This window comes from Polynucleobacter necessarius, from assembly GCF_900096755.1.
Classification (GTDB): Bacteria; Pseudomonadota; Gammaproteobacteria; order Burkholderiales; family Burkholderiaceae; genus Polynucleobacter; species Polynucleobacter necessarius_K.
The window spans coordinates 469529-494861 of record NZ_LT615227.1; the positions used below are offsets into that span (position 1 = coordinate 469529).

General features: G+C 46.9%; 19 protein-coding genes, 1 other RNA gene and 3 pseudogenes. 5 read left to right on the forward strand and 18 right to left on the reverse strand.

Features of this window, described 5'->3' with window-relative positions; all coding sequences use genetic code 11:
• Positions 1-36 precede the first annotated feature (36 nt).
• Positions 37-1107, forward strand: coding sequence for a Holliday junction branch migration DNA helicase RuvB (gene ruvB / locus DXE27_RS02390; protein ID WP_128112758.1), 1071 nt, complete (start codon positions 37-39; stop codon positions 1105-1107).
• On the opposite strand, the gene tyrS is transcribed toward ruvB, so the two are convergent.
• The gene (gene tyrS, locus DXE27_RS02395) at positions 1104-2336 is read right to left on the reverse strand and encodes a tyrosine--tRNA ligase (RefSeq protein WP_128113680.1); all 1233 of its coding nucleotides are present in this window, start codon (positions 2334-2336) and stop codon (positions 1104-1106) included. The two genes, ruvB and tyrS, sit on opposite strands and share 4 nt — an antisense overlap.
• Positions 2337-2412: 76 nt before the next feature.
• Here tyrS and DXE27_RS02400 point away from each other — a divergent pair.
• Positions 2413-3544 (forward strand): annotated as a pseudogene (locus DXE27_RS02400) (anhydro-N-acetylmuramic acid kinase).
• Between the two features lie 20 nt (positions 3545-3564).
• Here DXE27_RS02400 and erpA read toward each other — a convergent pair.
• The 4 genes from erpA to rplM form a co-directional block, all read right to left on the reverse strand.
• Complete coding sequence (erpA, locus tag DXE27_RS02405) at positions 3565-3939, reverse strand: iron-sulfur cluster insertion protein ErpA (RefSeq protein WP_128112759.1); 375 nt, start codon at positions 3937-3939, stop codon at positions 3565-3567.
• 79 nt (positions 3940-4018) lie between these two features.
• Positions 4019-5077, reverse strand: coding sequence for an N-acetyl-gamma-glutamyl-phosphate reductase (gene argC, locus DXE27_RS02410; protein WP_128112760.1), 1059 nt, complete (start codon positions 5075-5077; stop codon positions 4019-4021).
• 112 nt (positions 5078-5189) lie between these two features.
• Positions 5190-5591, reverse strand: coding sequence for a 30S ribosomal protein S9 (rpsI, locus tag DXE27_RS02415; RefSeq protein ID WP_128112761.1), 402 nt, complete (start codon positions 5589-5591; stop codon positions 5190-5192).
• A gap of 9 nt (positions 5592-5600) precedes the next feature.
• Entirely contained in the window at positions 5601-6029 is a 429-nt protein-coding gene (gene rplM / locus DXE27_RS02420; protein WP_011903721.1) for a 50S ribosomal protein L13, read from the reverse strand.
• A 425-nt stretch (positions 6030-6454) separates the two neighbouring features.
• On the opposite strand from rplM, the gene DXE27_RS02425 reads away from it, so the two are divergent.
• Positions 6455-6877, forward strand: a complete 423-nt coding sequence (locus tag DXE27_RS02425) for an OsmC family protein (RefSeq protein ID WP_128112762.1) — start codon at positions 6455-6457, stop codon at positions 6875-6877.
• Here the strand turns inward: DXE27_RS02425 and rnpB are convergent.
• The 13 genes and pseudogenes from rnpB to DXE27_RS02490 form a co-directional block, all read right to left on the reverse strand.
• Positions 6878-7186: RNase P RNA component class A (gene rnpB, locus DXE27_RS02430), an RNA gene on the reverse strand.
• 58 nt (positions 7187-7244) lie between these two features.
• Complete coding sequence (gene pyrC / locus DXE27_RS02435) at positions 7245-8303, reverse strand: dihydroorotase (protein WP_128112763.1); 1059 nt, start codon at positions 8301-8303, stop codon at positions 7245-7247.
• Position 8304: 1 nt separating this feature from the next.
• Positions 8305-9670 (reverse strand): annotated as a pseudogene (locus tag DXE27_RS10375) (glycerate kinase type-2 family protein).
• A gap of 9 nt (positions 9671-9679) precedes the next feature.
• A pseudogene (locus DXE27_RS02445) lies at positions 9680-11508 on the reverse strand (ABCB family ABC transporter ATP-binding protein/permease).
• A 37-nt stretch (positions 11509-11545) separates the two neighbouring features.
• On the reverse strand, positions 11546-11989 hold the full coding sequence (gene nudB, locus DXE27_RS02450) for a dihydroneopterin triphosphate diphosphatase (protein ID WP_128112764.1): 444 nt from the start codon (positions 11987-11989) through the stop codon (positions 11546-11548).
• Positions 11990-12010: 21 nt separating this feature from the next.
• The gene (aspS, locus tag DXE27_RS02455; protein ID WP_128112765.1) at positions 12011-13810 is read right to left on the reverse strand and encodes an aspartate--tRNA ligase; all 1800 of its coding nucleotides are present in this window, start codon (positions 13808-13810) and stop codon (positions 12011-12013) included.
• 16 nt (positions 13811-13826) lie between these two features.
• Positions 13827-14474 (reverse strand): DUF502 domain-containing protein, encoded by a 648-nt coding sequence (locus DXE27_RS02460; protein ID WP_128112766.1) that lies wholly within the window; start codon positions 14472-14474, stop codon positions 13827-13829.
• A 56-nt stretch (positions 14475-14530) separates the two neighbouring features.
• Complete coding sequence (gene ubiB / locus DXE27_RS02465) at positions 14531-16117, reverse strand: ubiquinone biosynthesis regulatory protein kinase UbiB (RefSeq protein ID WP_128112767.1); 1587 nt, start codon at positions 16115-16117, stop codon at positions 14531-14533.
• Positions 16118-16120: 3 nt separating this feature from the next.
• Entirely contained in the window at positions 16121-16741 is a 621-nt protein-coding gene (locus DXE27_RS02470) for a ubiquinone biosynthesis accessory factor UbiJ (protein ID WP_128112768.1), read from the reverse strand.
• Positions 16742-16795: 54 nt separating this feature from the next.
• On the reverse strand, positions 16796-17704 hold the full coding sequence (locus tag DXE27_RS02475; RefSeq protein ID WP_128112769.1) for a Tim44 domain-containing protein: 909 nt from the start codon (positions 17702-17704) through the stop codon (positions 16796-16798).
• 68 nt (positions 17705-17772) lie between these two features.
• Positions 17773-18516, reverse strand: a complete 744-nt coding sequence (ubiE, locus tag DXE27_RS02480) for a bifunctional demethylmenaquinone methyltransferase/2-methoxy-6-polyprenyl-1,4-benzoquinol methylase UbiE (RefSeq protein ID WP_128112770.1) — start codon at positions 18514-18516, stop codon at positions 17773-17775.
• Positions 18516-18914, reverse strand: coding sequence for a gamma-butyrobetaine hydroxylase family protein (locus DXE27_RS02485; RefSeq protein WP_128112771.1), 399 nt, complete (start codon positions 18912-18914; stop codon positions 18516-18518). Before DXE27_RS02485 ends, ubiE begins: the two co-directional genes overlap by 1 nt.
• On the reverse strand, positions 18914-22753 hold the full coding sequence (locus DXE27_RS02490) for a DUF3683 domain-containing protein (RefSeq protein ID WP_128112772.1): 3840 nt from the start codon (positions 22751-22753) through the stop codon (positions 18914-18916). Before DXE27_RS02490 ends, DXE27_RS02485 begins: the two co-directional genes overlap by 1 nt.
• 134 nt (positions 22754-22887) lie before the next feature.
• Between DXE27_RS02490 and ilvA the strand changes: the two genes are divergently transcribed.
• Entirely contained in the window at positions 22888-24408 is a 1521-nt protein-coding gene (gene ilvA / locus DXE27_RS02495; protein WP_128112773.1) for a threonine ammonia-lyase, biosynthetic, read from the forward strand.
• Between the two features lie 14 nt (positions 24409-24422).
• Positions 24423-25328, forward strand: a complete 906-nt coding sequence (locus tag DXE27_RS02500; RefSeq protein WP_128112774.1) for a 5'-nucleotidase — start codon at positions 24423-24425, stop codon at positions 25326-25328.
• Positions 25329-25333 lie beyond the last annotated feature (5 nt).

A 25333-nucleotide genomic window follows, 5' to 3' on the forward strand; every position in this document is an offset into this window, starting at 1 on the left:
ATAGAAGCAATTCTCAATAAGCACTACACTTGTAGCATGGCAATTCATACCGACGATCTAAGCTCAATTCCTGAAGATATCCCGGAAGGTAACGACCGCATTGTGAGCGGCGCTGCCGGAAACGCAGAGGCTGTATTTGAAAGAGCCTTGCGACCTAAGCAGCTCGACGAGTGCGTTGGACAAACTAAAGCCAGAGCGCAATTAGAAATTTTTATTAGCGCCACAAGAGCACGTCAAGAAGCCTTAGATCACGTCCTACTATTTGGGCCTCCTGGTCTTGGTAAAACAACCCTTGCCCACATCATCGCCAGAGAGCTTGGCGTAAATCTGCGTCAAACCAGCGGACCCGTTTTAGATAGGCCTGGTGACCTCGCAGCTTTACTCACGAATCTAGAAGCAAACGATGTGCTATTTATTGATGAAATTCATCGCCTCTCTCCAGTCGTAGAAGAAATTCTGTACCCTGCACTTGAAGACTACAGCCTAGACATCATGATTGGCGAAGGCCCTGCAGCACGCAGCGTCAAAATTGATCTCAAACCTTTCACACTGATTGGTGCAACTACTCGTGCCGGCATGCTCACTAATCCATTGCGCGATCGCTTTGGCATTGTGGCAAGACTTGAGTTCTATACAACGGAAGAGCTCACTAAGATCATCAACCGCTCTGCCAGCTTGTTAAAGGCGAATATTGATCCAGAAGGATCTATTGAGATTGCGAAGCGTGCGCGCGGTACTCCTCGTATTGCCAACCGCTTATTACGTCGCGTAAGAGACTATGCAGAAGTCAAAGGCACAGGCACGATTACCAAAGCCATGGCTGATGCAGCACTCAAAATGCTAGATGTAGACCCAAGTGGCTTTGATGTTATGGACCGAAAATTACTAGAAGCCATCTTGCATAAATTTGATGGCGGTCCAGTGGGCATTGATAATTTGGCTGCAGCTATTGGCGAAGAGCGCGACACTATTGAAGATGTTCTAGAGCCATACTTGATTCAGCAGGGCTATCTACAAAGAACCTCACGTGGCCGAGTGGCTACTCGCCAAGCTTATGAGCACTTTGGGTTAACGCCACCTAGCGGCAGTGCTAGCTTGGATATTTAAGCTAGCGTCACCTTCGCAAACTTACGTTTGCCAACTTGCACGACGTAAGTACCAGCTTCAATCTTTAACTGCTTATCAGTAATTGTTGCGCCGTCAATCTTTGCACCATTTTGCTCAATATTGCGATTAGCTTCAGACGTTGATGGTGCTAAGCCTGCAGCCTTCAAAAGGCTAGCAATTTGCATTGGTGCACCAGAGAGACTGAGCTCTGGAATGTCATCCGGCACGCCGCCTTTAGCGCGGTGATTAAAGTCTTCTAATGCTTTTTCAGCTGCCGCTTGTGGGTGAAAACGCGCCACGATTTCTTGTGCGAGAAGTACTTTGCAGTCCTTTGGATTACGACCGGCAGCAACCTCTTGTTTCATGAGATCAATTTCAGCCATTGGCCTAAATGAAAGCAATGTGAAGTAATCCCACATCAATTCATCGGAGATGCTCAAAAGCTTGCCAAACATCTCGCCAGCAGGTTCGCTGATGCCAATGTAATTGCCTTTTGACTTGCTCATCTTGTCCACGCCATCTAAACCAACCAGCAGCGGCATTGTCAAAATACATTGAGGCTCTTGGCCATATTCACGCTGGAGCTCACGCCCAACTAAGAGATTAAATTTTTGATCCGTACCGCCGAGCTCTAAATCGCTCTTGAGTGCAACAGAGTCGTAACCTTGCATCAATGGATACAAGAACTCATGTACAGAAATGGGTACGCCACTACGGTAGCGTTTTGTAAAGTCATCGCGCTCTAACATTTGCGCAACGGTATATCGCGCTGCCAACTGAATCATGCCACGTGCACCCAAGGGATCACACCACTTACTGTTGTAGCGCACTTCAGTTTTAGCAGGATCAAGCACCATGCTTGCCTGACGATAGTAGGTCTCAGCGTTGACGGCGATCTCTTCAGCAGTCAAAGGTGGGCGAGTAGCATTGCGGCCGGACGGATCACCAATCATGCTGGTGAAGTCACCAATCAAGAAAATAACGGTATGGCCCAAATCCTGTAGCTGGCGCAATTTATTCAGAACTACCGTATGACCAAGATGAATATCTGGAGCCGTAGGATCTAGACCCAATTTAATTCTGAGCGAGGTATTGGTTGCCTGGCTACGAGCCAACTTCTGAACCCAATCAGCCTCCACCAATAGCTCATCGCAGCCACGTTTAGTGGCCTCGAGTGCCGCAAAGACTTCTGGGGTCAAAGGATATTTTTGTTCTGGTTTAGCCATCATGCTGATTCGGGTTACTGATTCAGTTAAATTAGTAGTTAAATTGCTAAAGCATAATTGTCGCATTCCTGAGAACCACATGAACAAACCCCATTCCCTCTATATCGGCCTCATGTCCGGCACTAGCCTGGACGGGATAGATGCTGTTCTAGCCAAGATTGGTGGCAATGGGGAGGCAACCGCTCTAGAGGCAATCAGCACAGCTTTCTCACCAGAGCTCCGCAAGGCCTTATTTGAGCTTCAAAGTCCTGGCCCCAACGAGCTCCACCGCGAAAAGCAGGCAGGCAATGCGCTAGCCCTAGCTTATGCGGATGCCGTTGAACAGCTCCTGAAAAAGGCCAAACTCCAAGCTTCAGATATTGCTGCTATCGGTGCACACGGCCAAACTATTCGCCATCAACCGCATCTTGGCGATATGGCTTACACCCATCAGACATTAAACCCAGCCCTCTTAGCCGAAAAAACTGGCATTGATGTCATCGCCGATTTTAGAAGTCGCGATTTAGCAGCCGGTGGACATGGCGCACCTTTAGTACCCGCGTTTCATGCACAGCAATTTGTAGAAGATAAAAATTTAGCCATTCTCAATATTGGTGGAATTGCCAATCTCACACTACTTCCCAAGACTGGCAAAGTCACTGGCTTTGATTGTGGCCCTGGAAACATGCTGATGGATGCATAGATACACGAACATCAAGGCAATGCTTTTGATGAGAATGGGCGTTGGGCATTACAAGGCAAAGTTAATGAGGCATTGCTTACAAAAATGCTGGCCGATTCTTTCTTTGCAAAAGCGCCTCCCAAGAGCACCGGTAGAGACGACTTTCACCTGAATTGGCTGCAAGAAAAATTGGGTGGTGAAAATTATCTTTGCGAAGATGTGCAAGCGACCTTGCTACATTTGACAGCGCACTCCGCCCTCGAAGCTTTAGCCCGTCATGCCCCGCAAACCCAGAAGCTGATTGTCTGTGGAGGCGGCGCTCGCAATACTGCCTTGATGAATTTATTCAAAGTCAAAGCACAACATTTTTTAAAGCAGTCTTTAGAAATTACTACTAGCGACTCTGCCGGCATTGATCCACAGCTAGTGGAAGGTCTTGCTTTTGCTTGGCTTGCATGGGCGGCTCACAAAGAAAAACGGCCAGCAAATTTGCCAGCCGTTACGGGAGCCGAAGGGTCCTAGAATTCTAGGCGCTTGCTATCCAGCTTAAGTCGATAAACCTTTCTCTCTTTAAGCAGAGAAAGAGGATCCACAACCACAAGTAGTTTGAGCATTTGGATTCTTAATGACAAACTGTGAGCCATTGATATCTTCTTTGTAATCAATCTCAGCGCCAACTAAATATTGGAAGCTCATTGAATCCACCAATAAAGTAACGCCATTTTTTTCAAAGAGGGTGTCATCTTCATTCACAGCATCATCAAATGTGAAGCCATACTGAAATCCTGAGCAGCCGCCGCCTTGAACAAATACACGCAACTTCAACTCTGGATTACCTTCTTCAGCAATCAAGTCCGCTACTTTTGCAGCAGCGCTATCCGTGAACACCAATGGAGTTGGTGGCTCTGCCAAGTCTTCAGTAGGTTTTGTCGCTAATTCGGTCATGATTTACTCCTAATTCAAAAGGCAATGTCCTATTTTAGGCTTTTAATGTCCAGTTTGCTGAAGGGTCATTACGTCCTGATTACGGTGATACAGCGATCTGGGTAAGGCCTGTAGTCTCTGGCAAGCCAAACATCAGGTTCATGCACTGCACACCTTGGCCTGAAGCACCCTTCACCAAATTGTCTTCAACCACCAAAATAACTAAAGTGTCGCCGCCGCCTGGACGATGAATCGCAATCCGAATGCCATTGCTACCCCGTACAGAACGCGTCTCAGGATGACTACCTGCTGGCATTACATCGACAAACGGCTCATCTTTATAAAAACTCTCGTAAAGCTTTTGGTAGTCAACCTCTTTACCCGCGTCAGTCAAACGAACGTACAAAGTCGAATGAATACCTCTAATCATTGGCGTTAAATGCGGCACAAAGGTCAGGCCAATCTGATCATGGCCAGCAATCGCTTTTAAGCCTTGCTCGATCTCCGGCAAATGACGATGCCCTTTAACGCTGTAGGCTTTGAAGTTGTCACTCGCCTCAGACAGCAGGGTGCCGATCTCGGCCTTACGGCCAGCACCAGAGGTGCCTGACTTGGAATCAGAGATGATGTGCGTACCATCGATTAAATGCTTGCCGCCAGTTGATTTTGGTGACAGCAAAGGTGCGAGGCCAAGCTGCACAGAAGTTGGATAGCAACCCGCCAAACCAACTACGCGAGCCTTCTTAATTGCATCGCGGTTGATCTCTGGCAAACCATAAACCGCTTCAGCCAAAATTTCTGGGCAGCCGTGCTCCATGCCATACCATTTTGCAAACTCTTTAGTGTCTTTCAAACGAAAGTCAGCAGCAAGATCCAAAATCTTCACATTATTAGCAAGCAACTCTTTTGCTTGTGCCATGGCAACGCCATGCGGAGTTGCAAAGAACACAGCATCGCACTCGCTGAGCTTAGCTTCATCAGGCGTCGTAAATTTCAGAGCAACGCGACCACGCAACGATGGAAACATCTCAGCCACTGGCATGCCAGCTTCTGTACGAGAAGTAATTGCAGTGAGCTCTACCTCGGGATGCTGCGCTAATAAACGTAGCAATTCCACTCCGGTATAACCAGTGCCACCTACGATGCCAACTTTAATCATGCCATTCTCCAAAATACCAACAGATGAATTTTATTTCTTTATTACCTAGATTGTAGAAACAAAAAGGGCCGCTTGCGCGACCCTTTCGATAAAACTTAAGCGACTGAAAGAATTAGCGCTTGCTGAACTGCTTACGACGACGCGCGCCGTGCAGACCAACTTTTTTACGCTCAACTTCACGAGCATCGCGAGTTACCAAACCTGCTTTAGACAGGGTTGGCTTCAAAGCGTTGTCGTAGTCGATCAATGCACGAGTAACACCGTGACGAACCGCACCAGCTTGGCCAGTTTCACCGCCACCAGAAACGTTTACTTTGATATCAAAGGTTGTTAAGTGGGCTGTGAGAGCCAAAGGCTGACGAGCGATCATGTGTGATGTTTCACGAGCAAAATATACATCGATAGGCTTACCATTAACAATGATTTCGCCTTTGCCAGATTTAATGAATACGCGCGCAACAGAACTCTTGCGGCGACCAGTACCGTAATTCCAATTTCCGTAATTAATAGCCATTTGGTTTCCTTAAATCTCTAACGCTTTTGGCTGTTGAGCCGCATGCGGATGATTGGCGTCGCCGTAGACTTTTAATTTCTTGATCATGGCATAGCCTAGTGGGCCTTTTGGCAACATACCTTTCACAGCCTTCTCCAAAGCGCGACCTGGGAAACGGTCTTGCATCTTGTCGAAGTTAGTCGAGCTAATACCACCTGGGTATCCGCTGTGACGGTAATAAATCTTGTTCAAGCCTTTAGTGCCTGTGACACGGAGCTTAGAAGAATTGATAACGACAATAAAGTCGCCAGTATCAACGTGTGGGGTGTATTCAGGCTTGTGCTTGCCGCGTAGACGGAGTGCCACTTCACTGGCGACACGACCGAGGACTTTGTCCGTAGCGTCAATCACGAACCATTCATGCACTACCTCATGGGATTTTGCAGAAAAAGTTTTCATGATTTCTCAAATTGTTATGGTCAAAAAAAATTACCCCAACCAAACTACATCCACCTTGGCCCTGCTTATGTTTGCAAGCTCGCAGATTCTGCAATTTAACTGGTACAACAAATTACCGCTGACCGGCTAGGTAATTCAGTAAAGCCTTGAATTGTAACCTAAAAAAACCCAGGAACGAGTCCTGGGTTGGAATCCACCTATGTTTGGGTGGAGGAGACACTGGGAGGTAAGTCGCAGTCTTATACAAATACAAGACTGACTACCAATATAGTTATTCTACACAAACAATATGGTGCAACGCAAGAAAATTGACTAAAATCGATTTTTTGATGTTTTTTGGCTATTTTTATCACCAAACAAAGCGCTGTAAATATTGGTAAACTATTGATAATATTGATTAATTTAGTAAGTTAGGGGTCACTAATATGGATTGTCGAGTATCTTGGTTGGGTAATGGCGGAATGGCTTTTTCAGCTGAAACTGGCAGTGGCCACCTCGTAAATATGGATGGAGCCCCTGAAGCGGGCGGAAGAAACCTGGCCCCAAGGCCAATGGAGCTGCTTTTAGCCGGCGCAGGCGGTTGCTCTGCATTTGATGTGGTTTTAATCCTACAGAGGGCTCGCCAGGCCATTAATGGCTGCGAAGTGGTCCTTCAGGCCGAACGGGGTACTGAAGACCCCAAAGTCTTCACTAAGATCAATTTGCACTTTATTGTCAAAGGGAAAAATCTTGACCAGGCAAAAGTAGATCGCGCGGTGAAGCTTTCTCATGAAAAGTATTGCTCAGCAACCACTATGTTGGCTAAAACTGCAGAACTGACTTACAGCGTCGAAATCGTTTCAGAATAAGTGCAGAGTCAATCGATAAGCCGGATTCTGTCGCCTAGATTTGCATCTAGGGGCAATCATTCCTCTAGGCCGGCAGTTACCTGACGGCTCAAGCTCCCTACCCGCAGACTCAGCGGGACGCCTCATCGCCTGCTTACTTGAGATTGCTCCAGGTGGAGGTTACCGCGTTTCACCGTAACTAAATACGCTCGTCTCTGTGGCCCTATTCCTCACGTCGCCGTGGATGGCCGTTAGCCACATCACCCTTCCCTATGGAGTCCGGACTTTCCTCCCCCTCAATAAAGAGGCGGCGATTGCCCAATTGACTCTGCGCCTGCAGTCTAACGCAGTCAGGACAATTTGACCAAGAAAGCAATGATTTGAGTATTTAAACGAGTGACCAAGCAATCGTTTCGCCAGCACGAAGCGGAACAATAGTGGCATCGCCTAACGGCAATTCTGCGGGGATGTTTTGAGCTTGCTTTGCCAAGGTAATAGTTTTGCTATTGCGTGGCAGAGAATAAAAATCAGGGCCGAAGAAACTAGCAAAACCTTCTAACTTATCAAGCTTGCCAACACTCTCAAACGCTTCGGCATATAAACCCAATGCGTTAAATGCACTGTAACAACCCGCGCAACCACAAGCAGCCTCTTTAGCACCTTTCGCATGAGGCGCGCTATCGGTTCCCAGGAAGAAACGAGGGCTTCCGCTAGTGGCTACCTCTAATAATGCAACGCGATGTTCTTCGCGTTTGAGTACTGGCAAACAATAATTATGCGGACGAATACCGCCAGCAAAAATCGCATTGCGGTTCATCAGCAAATGCTGAGGAGTAATCGTGGCTGCTATGGAATTTTTTCCGTCAGTAACCACATCACGAACAAAGTGGGCAGCCTGCTTAGTGGTGATGTGCTCAAAGACAATTTTGAGTTCAGGAAATTTTTTACGTAACGGCTCTAACACCGTATCTATAAATACAGCCTCGCGATCAAAAATATCAATCTCAGAGCTGGTTACCTCGCCATGCACCAAGAGCGGTATACTGACAGCTTGCATCGCCTCTAGAGCTGCATGGCAATGCTTCAGGTCACTAACGCCAGCGTCACTATTTGTAGTTGCGCCCGCTGGATACAACTTAAACCCTACAATGCCTGCAGCCTTAGCCTTACGAACCTCATCCGCAGATGTGTTGTCAGTGAGGTACAGCGTCATCAAAGGAGTAAAACTACTTACTCCCAACGACTTTAAATTCGATTCAATACGTGCTTGGTAGGCCTTAGCTAAATCGACAGTTGTCACTGGTGGCCTGAGATTGGGCATGATAATTGCGCGGGCGAATTGTCGCGCTGTGTCGGCTAATACATCCTTCATGACTTCGCCATCACGAATATGCAAATGCCAATCGTCTGGCTGTATCAGTTGAATTTGAGTTGGACTATTGGACATATTATTTTTCTAGCAAGATGATGCGAAAATCATTCACATTGGTAATGTGTAGGGCCAGTTTCCACCAAAGCGCCAAATTCTGCAAAGAAGCCGTAGCAATCATGCGCCGATAAGAAATTTTCTGGCGCGCGATCTGCTGGCTGGCTGGCTGGCTGGCTTTACGAATAGTCGCATCAAACCAAGCTCCTGCATTCTTTTCGCTGCCATCAATGCCATCGGTATCGGCCGCCAAAGCAGCAATATTAGGTAAATCAGAACTGGCTGCAAATAGGGAGAGTAAATATTCACTGCAACGACCGCCGCGTCCTTTAACACCAGCTGGAATAGTCACAGTACATTCACCGCCGGAGATCAAGGCTCGCGGTTTATCAATCCCTTTAGTCAAATAGTCACGCACTAAAGTGGCCTGCTCGACACCAACCTCTTGTGTCTCACCAGTAATCGTGTCACCCAAAATAATTGGCTCATATCCCTGGGTGCGTACATAAGCAGCGGCAGCCTCTAGACTTTTATATGCAGTTGCAATGACATGATTAGTTACTTGAGCATTTACCAAATCCACATCTTTCAGAGTCTCAGGTTTTTCTCCAGCTAAACCTTGCTTGAGATGATTGCGCACTGATGCAGGAACAGCAGATCCATCTAAGTCATATTTTTGCAAAATATTGAGCGCATCTAAATAGGTAGAGTAATCAGCAGCGCATGGACCACTGGCAATATCTGCCGGCGAATCGCCAGTTACATCAGAAATTAATAGCGCCTCCACTCGTGCGCCACGAGTAATTGCCACTCTGGCTAAGTTACCACCCAAGATTGCAGATAGATGTTTCCGAACTACGTTCATTTCTTCAATTGGGGGGCACCGCTACGCAACAGCGCTTCGGTCGTTTGGCGCATGTCATCAATCGAAATACCTTCTTATGGCAAGGTCAATAAGCTAGAGCCGCCGCCAGATACCAAGGCAATGAGCACATCACCTTGCTTCAAGTGGTTTGTGAGTGCCAGGACTTCTTTGGCGCCATCCATACCAGCCTGGTCGGGCGCTGGATGTCCAGCCTCAATAATTTTGATATGACTGGTTGGGGCGAGTTATGTCCATAACGCGTAAGAACAATGCCCTTAATTTCAGTATGCGGCCAATACACTTGCGCATACGACTCTAAAGCACTAGCCATGGAGGCACTTGCTTTGCCAGCACCAACTACTAAGCACCTACCCTTAGGCTCCTGCCCCTTTGGAAATATCTTGGCTAAATATTGCGAAACAATTACTTTTGGGTCAGCAACCGCTACAGCAGCAGCAAACGCATTTTTGAGAGTTGCCTCTTTAGTTGCCGACATAGAAGGTGAAAAGCTGTTTTGAGTCATCAAGCTATTCTAATTAAGACTAGCGCGCTCTTGCATTTGCCACATCTCTGCATATTTTCCCTTAAGCGCAAGTAGCTCCATATGGGTTCCTCGTTCCACAATTTGCCCATGATCCATCGCTAGAATTTGATCTGCATGAACAATCGTTGAGAGTCGATGGGCGATGATGAGTGTTGTGCGATTCTTCGCCAAACTTAACAACTCTTCCTGAAAAGCGCGCTCTGTTTTGGAGTCCAAGGCTGAAGTGGCCTCATCAAATATCAACATCGCCGGCTTTTTAAGTAGTGTCCTAGTAATTGCTACCTGTTATTTTTCACCGCCAGAAAGCTTTAAGCCTCTTTCACCCACTTGAGTGTCGTAACCCTCTGGCAAGCGTTTAATGAAGCCGTCAATTTGAGCCGCCCTTGCCGCTTCTTGCACCTCTTCAATTGTTGCTGAGGGATTGCCATAGGCAATGTTGTAGCCAATCGTGTCATTGAACAGAACGGTATCTTACGGAACGATCCCAATAGCCTTACGTAAGCTGGCCTGTGTCACATCCTGAATATTTTGTCCATCAATTTGGATTTTTCCTGACTGAACATCATAAAAGCGAAATAACAGTCGAGCCAAAGTACTTTACTTTTACCAGCACCGCTCTGGCCTACTACTGCTGTAATCGCTCCTGCGGGAATATTAAAACTCACATCACGCAAAATCTCACGCTTGGCATCATAGTGAAAAGACACATGCTCAAAGCGAACATCGGGGCCGTCACTTTGGTTCTGAACTTGCAATGGCTTTGCATCTGGTGAATCAGCGATTTCTTTATCCGTATTGAGTAAAGAGAACATACGATCCATATCAGTCAACGACTGTTTGATTTCTCTATAAATGACACCCAAGAAATTGAGCGGTATATAGGGCTGAATCATTAAGGTGTTAACCAGCACCAAGTCGCCCAGGGTCATTGTGCCGTTGACTACACCTACGGTCGCACGCCACAAAATCAGCATCAGACCAACTGCAATAATGATCTGCTAGCCAAGATTAAGAAAGGCCAAGGTCTTTTGTGACTTCACCGCTGCCGCCTGGTAGCGCAGCAGATTTTCGTCGTAACGACTAGCCTCAAAAGCCTCGTTACCAAAATACTTCACCGTTTCAAAGTTCAATAGAGAATCAATGGCCTTCTGGTTAGCCTTTGAATCCATATCATTCATGGTGCGGCGATAGTGCGTACGCCACTCTGTCACCACAATCGTGAAAGCGATATAAAGAACTAGAGCGGACAAAGTAATGGCAGCAAACCAAATGTCGTATGAATATGCAAAGTAGCCAAGCACCAAACAAAACTCAATCAATGTTGGCAAGATGCTATACAACGAATAAGAAATCAGCGACTGAATGCCGCGAGTCCCACGTTCAATATCTCGACTGACGCCACCAGTCTGACGCGCTAGATGAAAGCTCAACGCTAAAGAATGCAAATGCTCAAATACCTGAAGTGCGACTTTATGAACAGCATTCTGTGTAACCTTGGCAAACAAGGCCTCACGCAATTCTGTAAATAGAGATGCAGAAATTCTTAAAAGACCATAAGCAACAATAATTCCCAAAGGAACCACCAGAAGCGCTTGCGGGGAATTTGCTTTGATATCTAAAGAGTCAATTAACTCTTTCATGACAATCGGAATGCCCAGATTGGCCACCTTAGCCGCAACCAAGCAACTCAGGGCGATCATTACTCGAAGGCGATACTCTAGAAGGTAAGGCAGTAGGTCGCGTATAACGCGCCAGTCACCTCGTTGAGGCGTCTTTGAATCTGCGTTACTGTGATGATGTCCCGATGAATGTCTCATCGCTCTATCTTATTCCTAATTAGAAATTGGATTTAGCTTAGCTTGCTGAGAACAACTTCAAAATAGCCTCGCCGTTGCTGCGAGAAAAACATTTCAGAGAAGCTTCTTGATAAGGTAGCCATTCATAAGCCACATGCTCTCTTGGCGCCAACTTAACCACAGTATTATCGGGGACTTGCAGTGCAAACCAATGCTCAATATTACGAGTTACACCAGGGGCATATCGAAAACGCCACTCAGGATAGATCTCATATTCAATTTGATGATGCATATTTTGCAAGGCGCCCTTGGGCAAGGAATCTACCGCAATACCTGTTTCCTCACAAACCTCGCGGGTAGCGGCCAGAGCAAGATCTTCGTCCAGAGCATCAAGGCTGCCGGTTACTGACTGCCAGAAACCAGCACGATCAGCGCGCTCTATTAATAAAACATCCCCATTCGATTTATAGATAACTACTAAAACCGAAATAGGGATTTTCAAAGGAGTATTGCTGTATTTGTATTACGCGGCAGGCGTAGCTTGACGCAAGCGGATGTGCAACTCACGCAACTGACGCTCGTCCACTGGACTAGGAGCCTGAGTTAATAAGCACTGTGCACGTTGCGTTTTAGGGAAAGCAATCACATCACGAATTGATTCTGCACCAGTCATCATGGTGACGATACGATCCAGACCAAACGCGATGCCACCATGAGGAGGCGCGCCATATTGGAGTGCATCCAACAAGAAACCAAACTTCGCTTGAGCTTCTTCTGCATCAATCTTCAATGCACGGAATATCTGGCTTTGAACCGCTTCTTGGTGAATACGTACAGAACCGCCACCAATTTCACTACCGTTCAGAACCATGTCATAAGCTTTGGCTAAGCACTTGCCTGGGTCAGTCTCCAAGTACTGCATGTGCTCATCTTTAGGACTAGTAAATGGATGGTGACAAGCAACCCAACGGGCTTCGCCTTCATCGTAATCAAACATTGGGAAATCCACTACCCACAATGGCTTCCAACCTTCTGTAAAGAGGCCATGCTCTTTACCCCAAGCGGACTGACCAATGCGCAGACGTAAATTACCAATAGCATCGTTCACTACTTTTTCTTTATCAGCACCGAAGAAAATAATATCGCCGTCTTTTGCGCCAGTGCGCTTCAAGATGCCTTCGATCGCAGCGTCATGTAAATTCTTGACGATTGGTGACTGCAAACCATTACGGCCTTCAGCAACAGAATTCACCTTAATCCAAGCCAAGCCCTTAGCACCATAGATGCTTACGAACTGGGTGTAGTCATCAATTTCGCTACGGCTGATTTCAGCTCCGCCAGGAACGCACAATCCCACTACACGGCCACCAACTTGATTAGCAGCGCCTGAGAAGACCTTGAAATCAACGTCTTTCATCAAATCCGTTAATTCTGTGAATTCGAAATTTACACGTAAATCTGGCTTGTCAGAGCCAAAACGCGCCATACCTTCTGAATAAGGCATGGTTGGGAATGGGTTAGGCAACTCTACATTCATTGTCTTCTTGAAAATATGACAAATCATGTTTTCAAACAAATCACGAATCTCTAGCTCGCTCAAGAAAGCTGTTTCACAGTCAATCTGTGTAAATTCTGGCTGACGATCCGCACGCAAATCTTCATCACGGAAACACTTTGTAATTTGGTAGTAACGATCAAAGCCGGCCACCATCAACAACTGCTTAAATAATTGAGGAGATTGTGGCAATGCAAAGAATTGACCATCATGCACGCGAGATGGAACTAAATAGTCACGCGCACCCTCTGGAGTGCTCTTAGTGAGCATTGGCGTCTCGATATCGATAAAACCAGCATCATCTAAATAACGACGGCATTCCATCGCTACGTTGTAACGCAAGCGCAAATTCTTTTGCATTTGTGGACGACGCAAATCCAGTACGCGATGAGTCAAGCGAGTTGTCTCAGATAAATTCTCATCATCAATCTGGAATGGTGGCGTTACAGAAGCATTCAGAATCACCAAGCTATGGCAAAGAATTTCTACTTTTCCACTTACCAAATCGGTATTTTCAGTACCAGCAGGACGCGCGCGCACAAGACCTTTAATCTGGATACAAAACTCACTACGCACTTGCTCAGCAAGCGCAAACATTTCTGGGCGATCTGGATCGCAAACTACCTGTACGAAACCTTCGCGGTCACGCAAGTCAATAAAGATAACGCCTCCGTGGTCACGGCGGCAATTTACCCATCCAGAGAGGGTGACTTCTTGACCAATGAGTGAATCAGTTACCTGGCCGCAGGTATGGCTTCGCATCGACATAACAATTTCCTATAAATCAAAAATGGTGTGGCAACTGGGATGCAGTTAAACCACTAGAGGGGGGAACAGAACCCATTGAAACAATGTGCTTCAGAGCCTCTTCCACACTCATCTCTAATTCAATCGTTTGTGCACGTGGCACGATCATGAAAAAACCAGAGGTGGGGTTTGGGGTTGTTGGCAAAAATACGTTAATGTAATCTTCACCTAATTTAGCAGTCACTTCTTTTGCAGGAGTGCCCGTTTGAAATGCAATCACCCAAGAATCAGCATGGGGATAGCGAATCAATAGTGCCTTACTAAAGGCCTGGCCGCTTCCAGAAAATAAAGTGGATGAAACTTGTTGAACACTAGAGTAAATAGAGCGCACAACTGGAATGCGATTAATCTGCTTATTCCACATCCGAATCCACCATTGCCCAGCAAAGCTAATTGCTACTAGACCTGTAAGCATGATGACCGCAATCACGATCAATATGCCAACGCCTGGTAGATCACGGAAATTCTGAACATCTACCGCAGCATCATGGGGAAGAACCACGATGATGGCGTGCATCACGGATCCAAATACGCCGTCAAGCAAGCCCAAGCCCCAAGCAATCACCCAAACGGTGATCGACAATGGTGCCCAAACGAGGATGCCTGCGATAAAGTATTTTTTCATGTGTTCTGCCTAACCCGCTATTTTAGCGGGTTAGCGGCCAACCAACCAGCGAGAGACTAATAAATGCCCAGGCCGATGATCAAAATTCCAGCCAAAAACCCGCCAGCAAAGAGCAAAGCACCCACCAAAAGGCGGTGTATACGTCTTTCCTGGAGCAAAAGGGCTTTTAAGACCTCTAATTCACCATTTTGGTCTTTTATTTGAACCCGGCTCTGGGCCAGACTCTCTGCAATCAAGCGGGGTAAGGTTGGCAGGATTTTGGCCCAAGTTGGTGCCTCTTCCTTAAGGCCATCCAGTAAACCGCGCCAACCCAACTGCTTGCTCACCCACTTCTCCAGAATTGGCTTTGCCGTTTTCCAAAGATCTAGGTCGGGATCGAGCTGACGAGCTAACCCCTCCACATTAAGGAGGGTTTTTTGCAACAAAGTCAGTTGAGGCTGAATTTCCACTTTAAAACGTCGCGACGTTTGGAATAGACGCATCAGGACAATGCCCAAGGAAATTTCTTTTAGCGGACGATCAAAATACGGCTCACAAACAGAACGTACTGCGCCCTCTAATTCTTCAACCCGCGTATTAGCAGGAACCCAACCGGACTCGATGTGCAATTCAGCAACGCGGCGGTAATCACGATTAAAGAATGCCAAGAAATTCAGCGCCAAATAATTTTTATCTGGCTCACTCAAAGCACCCACAATTCCAAAATCAAGCGAGATGAAGCGGCCAAATGTTTCCGGCTCCAAGCTAATCATGATATTTCCAGGGTGCATGTCCGCATGGAAAAATCCATACTCAAATACTTGCGTAAAGAATATTTCAACGCCATCTGCGGCTAATTTTTTAAAGTCAACACCAGCCTCTCGCAGAGCTGCAGTTTTACCAATGGAGACGCCATACATTCGCTCCATGACAATGACATTGGTATGGCATAAATCCCAATACATCTCTGGAATCATTAACTGCTTCGAGTCTGCAAACTGCCTGCGAAGCTGACTTGCATTTGCTGCTTCGCGCATGAGATCTAACTCATCATGCAAATAAGTATCGAACTCAGAAACGTTCTCGCGAGGCTTGAGACGACGACCATCCTCGGAACTTTTTTCAATAACCTTGGCCAAGTCATACATTAAGGCTAGATCGCCTTCAATCACCGGCAGAATGCCAGGGCGCAAAACCTTAATAGCGACTGCGCGCCCTTCCCACTCAGGGTGCTTGGCCGTGCCACGCAACACTCCGAAGTGAACCTGCGCTACCGAAGCGCTGGCTACTGGCGTTGCATCGAAGCTAACAAAAACTTCTTCAATCGGCTGCCCCAGGTCTTGCTCAATCAAGCGACGAGATTCTTCGTTTGAGAATGGCGGAACTTGGTCTTGCAACTTAGTCAATTCATTTGCAATATCTTCGGGCAATAAATCGCGGCGCGTAGAAAGGACTTGTCCAAACTTTACAAAAATAGGACCAAGAGCCTCTAGCGTTAAGCGGATACGCTCACCTCTAGGCAAGTGGTTGCCTGGAGAAACCCAACAAAGGGCAGTTAAAAAGCCACGACGAATTCCGGGCTTTAAGAGATCATGCAGGAGTGGCAACAAGCTATAGCGCCAAGCGGTAAAGAAAATGAAAAAGAGACGAGCAATTCGACGCACGATTTATTTAGCCTTTTGCTCTAAGAATTGAATACGTTTTTCGATGCGATCCACAGATTCGCGCAATTCACTTAATTCGGATTTACGAACCATAAAGTCTCGTTTGTTTAAAAGCCCTTTCTTTTCTTCGCTGACATACTCCACTACATTGTCCAGCAAATCAGCAGCTGCAGAACGAGTTGCAGATACAAACTTTTTACCCTGTCTAACCGCAAAGTTAGCAGGCGCATCACCCACTAGGCGAGCCAAATCTTCTTCATACTCCCAACGCAGCTGGCCGGCTAGGCGAGCCAATAACTGCGCAAGGTCAGCATCACCGGTGATTTTGACGGCCTTAAAAGCCTGCTCCCTCAAGGAGCCAGAGCTACCAGCCAAATCACTTAATGCCGCGGCAGAAACTTCCAAAGTCAGTGAAGGGGAGTCGCTCTCTTTCAAGCTAACCAATAAACCGTCAGGCTTTATCTCAAAACAAAGGTTACCCAGGGGCAGCTGTAACAAAATGGTTTTACCCGCATGGCGAGCCAATTCAGCAGATGCCCAAGGCTCACTCCCCAAAACATGGTTAATACCCCGGCATGCAGCGCCAGAAGCAATTGTGTGGGTAGTCGAAAAATGTGTATTCATGAGTGTAAAAAACCCGCACTAGTGCGGGTTTTCCGACGGCAAGTACCTAAAGGCTTAAACCAACTGGGAGATACCCACCAGTACCCAGCCGCCAGGGCCATCTACCGGCTTACTTAAATTCCAGATTTCAGAGAAATCACTCGCAGGAGTGCCTTGTTGCTCTCGAATCATCCCGCCGAACTGAACGCTGCAGTAATAGTGAGCATCTGCAGTCTCAATTCCCAAGAGCTGGGCATTGATAGTAACAACATCGGTTTGATTGCTGCCATCAGTTCGGCCCGCCAAATCCTGCTGAATCGTTGCAAACATCTCAGGCGTTGTAAATTCACGCAAAGATGCAAGATCGCCCTGGTCCCAAGCTTTCTGCAAAGTTATAAAATACTGCTTTGCATTTTCTAAAAAAGCTTGCTGATCAAATCCAGGCGGCAAAGTAGACTGAAATGGTTCTGGAGCAGCGCCAACACCACCAAATGCATTTGCCGCAGGAGTAAATGCCGGCTCCTGTCTTTGGATCTCGGCATTGCTACGCTGCATACCCTGTGATGGGATATTCGAATTCTGACCAGCGCCAGACATTGCAGGCAACATTTTGCGAATCACAAACATGATTGCAAAACCTGCCAACATCGCAATGAGCAAACCGGTGATCAAAGAAGGGGCCGCTTCACCTAAACCAAAATGGGACAAAAGATAGCCGATACCTAAGCCAGCTGCTAAGCCACCCAATATGCCACCCATTCCACCAAAGCGACTTGGTGCTGGAGTTTGAGGGGCCGGAGCTGGAGCTGCAGGTTGAGCTTGTTGCGCAGGCTTTTGAACTGGCGCAGCTTGTTTTTGCATTGGGGCACTAGGTGCACGTCCGATACTTTTGCCGCCGCCTAAACGTGCAGCCTCAACATGGCCAACCGTTGCAAATACCAAAGTCAGACTTAAAAGCGCAGCTTTAAAAAAATGTTTATTCATTAATCTTTACTCCTTCTTATAACCACTCAACTTCTTTAGTTTTTAAGACTTTAAAAACTATACAACTATCAGTATTTAATACTAATATGTAAGGCGACGATACCCCCAGTCATTCTGTGGGTTTCCACTTCATCAAAACCCACTCCCAACATCATTTCTTTGAGGGTTTGCGCATCTGGATGCATGCGAATAGATTCTGCCAAGTAGCGATAGCTTTCTGAATCCTGTGCAATTTTCTCGCCCAACCATGGCAACACCTTAAAAGAATAGGTGTCATATACCGGCTGTAAAAAAGCATCCGGCTTGGAAAACTCCAATACCAAAACTCGACCGCCCGGCTTAATCACACGACGCATTTCACCTAAAGCAACATCTTTATGAGTCATATTGCGCAAACCGAATGCCACTGTCACTACGTCAAAATGATTATTTGGGAAAGGGATCTTCTCAGCGTCAAACTGGACACAAGGCAGAGCCATACCGCGATCCAATAAACGATCACGGCCAACTCCCAACATGGAAGCATTGATATCACTTAACCAAACTTGAGCGTCAGGGTTGCGACCCCAGTCGGCGGCTTTAGCAAATGCAGCGGCTAGATCACCAGTGCCACCGGCAATATCCAATACCTTTTGGCCCGGGCGAACGTTTGCACGCGCTATCGTAATTTTTTTCCAAAGACGATGCAATCCAAAAGACATCAAGTCATTCATCACATCATATTTACTTGCTACCGAATGAAAAACTTCAGCAACCTTGCCGGCTTTCTCAGCCTCATCAACACTTTGATAACCGAAGTGCGTTTTACTCATTAGTGACTTCCACAAGAATGGCCATGCGAATGTCCAGCTTGCACCATAGGCGCATCCCGATCAAGACCTGCAGCAGCCAATTTATCTAAATGCTCTTTCCATAATTGTTCCTGGTTCTCACACAGGAACAATAAGTAATCCCATGTATACAACCCAGAGTCATGTCCGTCTGAAAAGCTCGGCTTGAGCGCATAGTGCCCCACTGGCTCGAGATGAGCAATCAGAACATCGCGCTTGCCGGTTTGCAATGTTTCCTGTCCAGGGCCATGGCCTTGTACTTCAGCGGAAGGAGACAGCACTCTTAACAACTCAAAAGGTAGGCGATAAGTATTGCCATTCTCATAAGAGAGCTCTAAGACTTTAGATTGCTGATGCACAACCACATTACTTGGAATCATTAAACGAGAACCCTCTCGATACCACCTTGGTTTGCCTTGGCTACGTAGTCTTGCATCCATTCTTTGCCAAGCAGCTTCTGAGCCATTTCAACCACAATGTAATCAGCTGTTGTATCGCTATCAGCATCAAAGCGTGTGAGACCTTGCAAGCAGGATGGGCAGCTAGTTAAGACTTTGACATCACCAGTGAAATCACCTTTGCGCAAATCATTGGCAGCTTTTTCCATCTCAATCTGCTTACGGAAGCGCACTTGAGTGGAAATATCAGGACGCGTCACAGCAAGAGTTCCAGACTCCCCACAGCAACGATCATTCTTCTGAATAGATTTGCTATCCTCTAACTGAATCAGCTCATTGACCGTCTTCAATGGATCCTGCAACTTCATTGGAGAGTGGCAAGGATCGTGGTACATGTATTTCACGCCTGTAACGCCAGAGAGCTTCACGCCCTTCTCAGCCAAGAACTCATGAATATCAATAATGCGACAACCAGGGAAAATCTGCTCAAACTGATAGCCAGCCAATTGGTCGTAACAAGTGCCGCACGAAACAACCACGGTCTTGATATCTAGGTAATTGAGCGTATTGGCAACGCGATGGAATAACACACGGTTATCCGTAATCATCTTCTCAGCTTTATCAAAGTCGCCATTTCCACGCTGCGGATAGCCGCAGCACAGGTAACCTGGAGGAAGAACAGTTTGCACGCCAACATTCCACAACATAGCTTGTGTGGCTAAGCCAACTTGCGAGAACAAACGCTCAGAACCACAGCCCGGGAAATAAAACACTGCCTCAGTATCAGCAGAAGTGGTCTTAGGATCTCGAATAATCGGAACGTAGTTCGCATCTTCAATATCTAACAAAGCGCGGGCTGTTTTCTTCGGCAAATTGCCAGGCATCTTCTTGTTGACAAAGAAAATTACCTGCTCTTTAACGCTTGGCTTGCCGACCGTTGCGGGAGGATGTGCGGTTTGTTGTTTTGCAAACTTACGCAACACATCATTACCCAAACGCTGCAACTTATAACCCCAACCAATCATGGTCTTGCGCGCAAGATTAATGCTTTCTGGACTAGTTGCATTCAAGAAGAACATGGATGCAGCAGTACCAGGATTAAAGCGCTGCTGCCCCATCTTACGCAAGAGATTGCGCATGTTCATGGTCACATCGCCAAAGTCAATATTGACCGGGCAAGGCGTTAAACACTTGTGGCAGACAGTGCAGTGTGCAGCAACATCATCAAACATTTCCCAGTGACGAATCGAAACACCGCGTCGGGTTTGCTCTTCATAAAGAAAGGCTTCGATCAATAAAGAAGTTGCGAGGATCTTGTCGCGTGGGCTGTAAAGTAAGTTTGCACGTGGCACATGCGTTGAGCAAACAGGTTTACATTTACCACAACGTAAGCAATCTTTAACGCTATCGGCAATTGCTCCAATATCGCTTTGCTGCATGATGATGGACTCATGACCCATCAAACCAAAGCTTGGTGTGTACGCCATGCTGAGATCCGCATGCGGCATCAACTTGCCTTTATTAAAGCGGCCTTCAGGATCAACGCGGTTCTTATAGCTACGGAAGTCTTTTAATTCAGCTTCAGTTAAGTACTCTAGCTTGGTAATACCAATGCCGTGCTCTCCAGAAATAACGCCATCTAGTGAGCGCGCTAATTTCATGATGCGATCTACAGCACGATGAGCATCTTGCAACATCTCATAGTCACCAGAGTTCACAGGAATATTGGTGTGAACATTGCCATCACCAGCATGCATATGCAAAGCCACAAATACACGCTTACGCAAAGTATTTTTATGAATGGCCTCGAGCTCAGCTAGGATAGGCTCGAATGCAAGACCACCAAAGATGATGCGCAATTCAGATCGCACTTCCTCTTTCCAAGAGGCGCGCAAGCTATAGTTTTGTAGTTGCGGGAAATACGTATCCATCTGCGTGAGCCAATCAGCCCAGCGTGCCCGCACCCTGGCAATAAGCTCTAAAGCCTGCTGAACCTGATCTCCCAAGATTTCTGCGGTTGGAATCTCATATTCCTCGTCACTCTTACCCAACGGCAAAGCACTCTTTTTCAAGAAAGCTTCTAGGCCATCTAGTACTTGCAGCTTATTTTTAAGAGAGAGTTCAATATTGATGCGATCAATGCCATCGGTGTACTCACCCATACGTGGCAAGGGAATCACAACATCTTCATTGATCTTAAATGCATTGGTATGACGGGCAATTGCAGCTGTACGAGCACGATCAAGCCAGAACTTTTTACGGGCTTCAGCACTAACAGCAACAAATCCTTCGCCAACCCGCAAATTCGCCATGCGCACTACTTCACTAGTTGCGGCAGCAACCGCTTCTTCGTCATCTCCAGCAATATCGCCAATCAATACCATTTTTGGCAAGCTATTGCGCTTGGATTTAGTGGAGTAACCCACCGCTCTCAAATAGCGATCATCCAAATGCTCAAGACCAGCCAAGATTGGGCCGCCCTGCTTGCTTAAACCATCCAAGTAAGCTTTAATCTCAACAATGCTTGAAATGGCTTCGCGCGCTTGTCCAAAAAATTCAAGACAAACAGTACGCATGAACTTCGGCATGCGATGCAATACCCAAGTTGCGCTAGTAATCAAACCATCGCAACCTTCTTTTTGTACGCCAGGCAAGCCAGATAAAAATTTATCCGTAACGTCCTTGCCTAAACCTTCTTTGCGGAAACGTTTACCTTCAACCTCTAGCAATTCTGTTTTAAGAATGCGCTGACCCGGCTCACTATTTCCATCGGACCAAGTTAACTGAAAACGTACTGTAGTCACATCATGGATCTTGCCCATGTTGTGCTCAAGACGCTCAACATCCAACCAGTTGCCTTGCGGATCAACCATACGCCAGCTAGCTAAGTTATCAAGAGCGGTACCCCAAAGCACTGCTTTTTTACCGCCAGCATTCATTGCAATATTGCCGCCAATGCAACTTGCATCAGCAGAGGTAGGATCAACCGCAAAGACAAGGCCAGCATGCTCTGCAGCATCTGATACGCGCCGTGTAACAACGCCTGCGCCAGTGAAGATTGTGGAAACTTCGCGGTCAAGCCCAGGTAACTGCTTAGATTTAACGCCACCAATGTCTTGTAGCTTTTCTGTATTAATTACCGCAGACATTGCGTAAAGCGGAATTGCGCCACCGGTATAGCCAGTGCCTCCCCCACGAGGAATAATCGTGAGACCTAATGCAATACAAGCCTTAACTAAGCCTGGGATTTCAGATTCGTAATCAGGCTTAAGAACAACTAGCGGAAACTCAACACGCCAGTCAGTTGCATCAGTAACGTGCGCAGCACGAGATACGCCATCGAAACAAATATTGTCTGCAGCAGTATGGCGGCCTAATTCTTTGCGAGCACGCTTACGAATCTGCTCAACTTCTTTAAAACCATTTTCAAAATTTTCAATTGCGCGATACGCAGCACTCAACAGCACCTCTACTTGCTCAGTAGAGTCGCCAATATTTCTTTTCTTAACTTCGCCCAGGCGATGCCAGAGCGCATCAATTAGCTGTTGACGACGGCTTGGGCTATCTAATAAATCATCTTGCAAGAAGGGGTTGCGCTGAACTACCCAGATATCCCCCAGGATTTCGAACAACATTCGCGCAGAACGGCCAGTACGACGAACACCGCGCAGATCATTTAGAACGCGCCATGACTCCTCGCCCAACAAACGAATAACAATCTCTCGATCAGAAAAGGAGGTGTAGTTGTAGGGAATTTCACGCAGGCGGGGGGAACCTGCCTCAGCGTCCAACAACTGGTTCAAAGCTAATGGGGCGTTCATAGCGACATATTTGATAAATAAGCATTTTAATTGAGCAAACCTGATACTGGCAGGATTCCTGGAAAGTTGCTCCCGAAATGGATAAACCCTTGCAAATCTAAAGGCTTAGAAGCCATCCGTGGTACGCTCATCGGATGGCAACGAACTATTTAAAGAAAATTTTATCGGCTCGCGTCTATGACGTAGCCAGAGAAACCGAGCTTCAGCTCGCCCCAGAACTAACAAAACGTTTGGGTAACCAGGCTCTCCTTAAAAGAGAGGATAACCAGCCGGTTTTCTCATTCAAACTCCGTGGCGCCTATAACAAAATGGCCCATTTACCCCCAGAAGCCCTAAAACGGGGGGTAATCGCTGCTTCAGCAGGCAACCATGCCCAAGGCGTAGCCCTTTCTGCCGCCAAAATGAAGTGCAAAGCCGTCATCGTGATGCCGGTGACCACTCCGAGCGTCAAAATTGATGCAGTAAAGGCCAGAGGCGGATCTTGGGTTGAAGTCATCCTCCATGGCGAGTCTTACAGCGATGCTTTTAAGCACTCAGAAATTTTGGGCAAAAAACGAGGCCTAACCTTTGTTCATCCATTTGATGATCCTGATGTCATTGCAGGCCAAGGAACGATTGCCCATGAAATTTTTACTCAATACGAAAAACCCATCGATGCTGTCTTCGTAGCAATTGGTGGCGGCGGTTTGATTGCGGGTATTGGTGAATACATCAAAGCCGTCAGCCTAAAAACAAAAGTGATCGGCGTGCAAGCTTCCGATTCGGATGCGATGAATCAATCACTCAAAGCAAACAAACGTATTGAGATGAAAGACGTGGGTTTGTTCTCGGATGGTACTGCTGTGAAATTGGTCGGCAAAGAAACATTCCGCATTTGCAAAAAAGTAGTAGATGAAATTATTACTGTCGATACCGATGAAATCTGCGCAGCAATTAACGATGTCTTTACTGATACTCGCAGCATCCTTGAGCCTGCTGGCGCGCTAGCTATCGCAGGGATGAAGAAGTACGTAGAAAAGAAACGCATCAAGAAGAAAACCTTGGTGGCTGTGGCTTGCGGGGCCAATATGAACTTTAGCCGCCTTCGCTTTGTGGCCGAACGTGCAGATGTTGGCGAGTTCCGTGAAGCAGTATTTGCGGTAACCATTCCTGAAGAGCGCGGCTCTTTCAAACGCTTTTGTGAACTACTTGGCAAACGTAACGTTATGGAATTTAACTATCGTATTGGCGATCAAAGTGAAGCACATATTTTTGTTGGCATCAGCACACAAAAAGCCGGCGATAGTGAAGTCATCGCAAAGCATTTCCGAAAAGCAAAGTTTGCAACGATTGACCTCACGCATGATGAGCTAGCCAAGTCGCATTTACGTCACATGGTTGGCGGACACTCTGCACTTGCCAAAGATGAGTTGCTCTATCGCTTTGAATTCCCCGAGCGTCCAGGCGCTTTGATGAAATTCTTAACCAGCATGGCACCCAACTGGAATATCAGCCTGTTCCATTACCGCAATCATGGCGCAGACTACGGTCGCATTTTGGTAGGGCTTCAAGTTCCCAAGAATGAGCAGAAGAAATTCCAAAACTTCTTGGCCGGCCTAGGCTATCCGCATTGGGATGAAAGCAATAATCCCGCCTACCGCCTATTTCTCAAATAGGATTCAGCCGCAAGATGTCATATACGCTCACCGGAAAACTTGTCGTTGCGATTTCATCGCGCGCCCTGTTTGATTTTGAAGAAGAAAATCGCATTTTCGAATCTGCCGACGACAGCGCATATATGAAGTTGCAGCTTGAGCGTCTTAGTGAGGCAGCTCAAAAAGGGGTTGCATTTCCTCTAGTAAAAAAACTATTGGCGTTTAATGATGAGGGTGAACAACGAGTTGAAGTGGTGATCCTCTCCCGTAATGACCCCGTAAGCGGCTTGCGAGTCTTTCGCTCTGCAGAACACCATGGCTTGCATCTTGAGCGCGGTGTATTTACAAGAGGTCGTCCGCCCTACCATTACCTACGCTCGCTTCATGCCAACCTCTTCCTATCTGCAAATGAAGATGATGTGAGGGCAACTATTGATGCTGGTTTTCCAGCGGCCCGCGTATATCCAGAGTCCAGTAAAACCGCTGAATCTCATCCTAATGAAATTCGGATCGCATTTGACGGAGACGCAGTACTTTTTTCTGATGAAGCAGAGCAAGTATTTCAGAAAAAGGGGCTTGAAGCCTTTGTTGACCACGAGAGCAAAATGGTAGACATTCCTTTGCCTCCAGGCCCCTTTAAGCCTTTGCTTGAGGCTCTTCATAGGCTGCAACGCTCCACCAGCGAAAACGGTATGCGTATTCGTACTGCGCTGGTAACTGCGCGCTCTGCACCTGCACACGAACGCGCCATTCGAACCTTGATGGCATGGGGTATTGATGTAGATGAAGCCATGTTCTTAGGCGGCCTCTCCAAGAGCGAGTTCTTGCGAGAATTTGAGCCCGACTTTTTCTTTGATGATCAAACTGGCCACTGCCAATCGGCTGCATCAGTTGCACCCACCGGCCATGTTGTATCAGGTGTATCCAATAAAGCCAAGTAATAAAA

Coding starts and splice junctions, on each gene's coding strand:
- ruvB (WP_128112758.1), top strand. CDS start 37: ATGGCAATTCATACCGACGATCTAAGCTCAATTCCTGAAGATATCCCG.
- tyrS (WP_128113680.1), bottom strand. CDS start 2,336: ATGATGGCTAAACCAGAACAAAAATATCCTTTGACCCCAGAAGTCTTT.
- erpA (WP_128112759.1), bottom strand. CDS start 3,939: ATGACCGAATTAGCGACAAAACCTACTGAAGACTTGGCAGAGCCACCA.
- argC (WP_128112760.1), bottom strand. CDS start 5,077: ATGATTAAAGTTGGCATCGTAGGTGGCACTGGTTATACCGGAGTGGAA.
- rpsI (WP_128112761.1), bottom strand. CDS start 5,591: ATGGCTATTAATTACGGAAATTGGAATTACGGTACTGGTCGCCGCAAG.
- rplM (WP_011903721.1), bottom strand. CDS start 6,029: ATGAAAACTTTTTCTGCAAAATCCCATGAGGTAGTGCATGAATGGTTC.
- DXE27_RS02425 (WP_128112762.1), top strand. CDS start 6,455: ATGGATTGTCGAGTATCTTGGTTGGGTAATGGCGGAATGGCTTTTTCA.
- pyrC (WP_128112763.1), bottom strand. CDS start 8,303: ATGTCCAATAGTCCAACTCAAATTCAACTGATACAGCCAGACGATTGG.
- aspS (WP_128112765.1), bottom strand. CDS start 13,810: ATGTCGATGCGAAGCCATACCTGCGGCCAGGTAACTGATTCACTCATT.
- DXE27_RS02460 (WP_128112766.1), bottom strand. CDS start 14,474: ATGAAAAAATACTTTATCGCAGGCATCCTCGTTTGGGCACCATTGTCG.
- DXE27_RS02470 (WP_128112768.1), bottom strand. CDS start 16,741: ATGAATACACATTTTTCGACTACCCACACAATTGCTTCTGGCGCTGCA.
- DXE27_RS02475 (WP_128112769.1), bottom strand. CDS start 17,704: ATGAATAAACATTTTTTTAAAGCTGCGCTTTTAAGTCTGACTTTGGTA.
- ubiE (WP_128112770.1), bottom strand. CDS start 18,516: ATGAGTAAAACGCACTTCGGTTATCAAAGTGTTGATGAGGCTGAGAAA.
- DXE27_RS02485 (WP_128112771.1), bottom strand. CDS start 18,914: ATGATTCCAAGTAATGTGGTTGTGCATCAGCAATCTAAAGTCTTAGAG.
- DXE27_RS02490 (WP_128112772.1), bottom strand. CDS start 22,753: ATGAACGCCCCATTAGCTTTGAACCAGTTGTTGGACGCTGAGGCAGGT.
- ilvA (WP_128112773.1), top strand. CDS start 22,888: ATGGCAACGAACTATTTAAAGAAAATTTTATCGGCTCGCGTCTATGAC.
- DXE27_RS02500 (WP_128112774.1), top strand. CDS start 24,423: ATGTCATATACGCTCACCGGAAAACTTGTCGTTGCGATTTCATCGCGC.